This is a genomic window from Cellulomonas telluris (genome assembly GCF_004886325.1).
GTDB lineage: Bacteria > Actinomycetota > Actinomycetes > Actinomycetales > Cellulomonadaceae > Cellulomonas > Cellulomonas telluris.
In genome coordinates this window covers 1-505 of record NZ_QXFN01000127.1, presented here as the reverse complement: position 1 = coordinate 505, position 505 = coordinate 1, and the positions used below count along the sequence as shown (strand labels likewise).

The 505-nt window shown below is 74.7% G+C and carries 2 protein-coding genes; both read left to right on the top strand.

Annotated features, from left to right (window positions below):
• Positions 1-285, top strand: a 285-nt coding sequence (locus FB586_RS19060; protein WP_222928406.1) for a hypothetical protein, incomplete at its 5' end; no start/stop codon positions are given.
• An 85-nt stretch (positions 286-370) separates the two neighbouring features.
• On the top strand, positions 371-505 hold a 135-nt coding region (locus FB586_RS19055), incomplete at its 3' end, for an Ada metal-binding domain-containing protein (RefSeq protein ID WP_281276713.1).

Below are 505 nucleotides of genomic sequence, written 5' to 3'. Positions count from 1 at the left end.
GACCGCTCGTCCCTGGCCTCGACGCTGGCCGATCGCTGGGGCAGCCTCGCGCCGGTGACCGGACCGCGCGGCCGCGTCCTGCCGGACGCACCCGAGGTCGTCGAGCTGAGCGGTCATGTGGAGGTCGAGGCCGAGGCCGCCGCGCTCGTCCAGGCGGCCACCGACGTCGAGCGGGAGGTCGCCGCGGCGTTCCCCGACGGCGCCGTCCGGGTCCGCTTCCTGCTCCACGGTCCGGCGCGGCAGCCGCGGACCCGCCGCACCACCGAGATCACCGTGCAGGAGTAGATGCAGGCGCAGGTGCAGGGCTGACCGGGACGGCCGTGTCCGTTTTCCGCTGGTGGCGGTCGGTGTCAGGGGTCAGACTGATCCCATGACACCGACCGGCCACCTCGACGCGGAGGCCTGCTACCGCGCCGTCCAGAGCCGGGACCGGCGCTTCGACGGCGTGTTCTACACCGCGGTGCGCACCACCGGCATCTACTGCCGGCCGTCGTGCCCGGCCCCC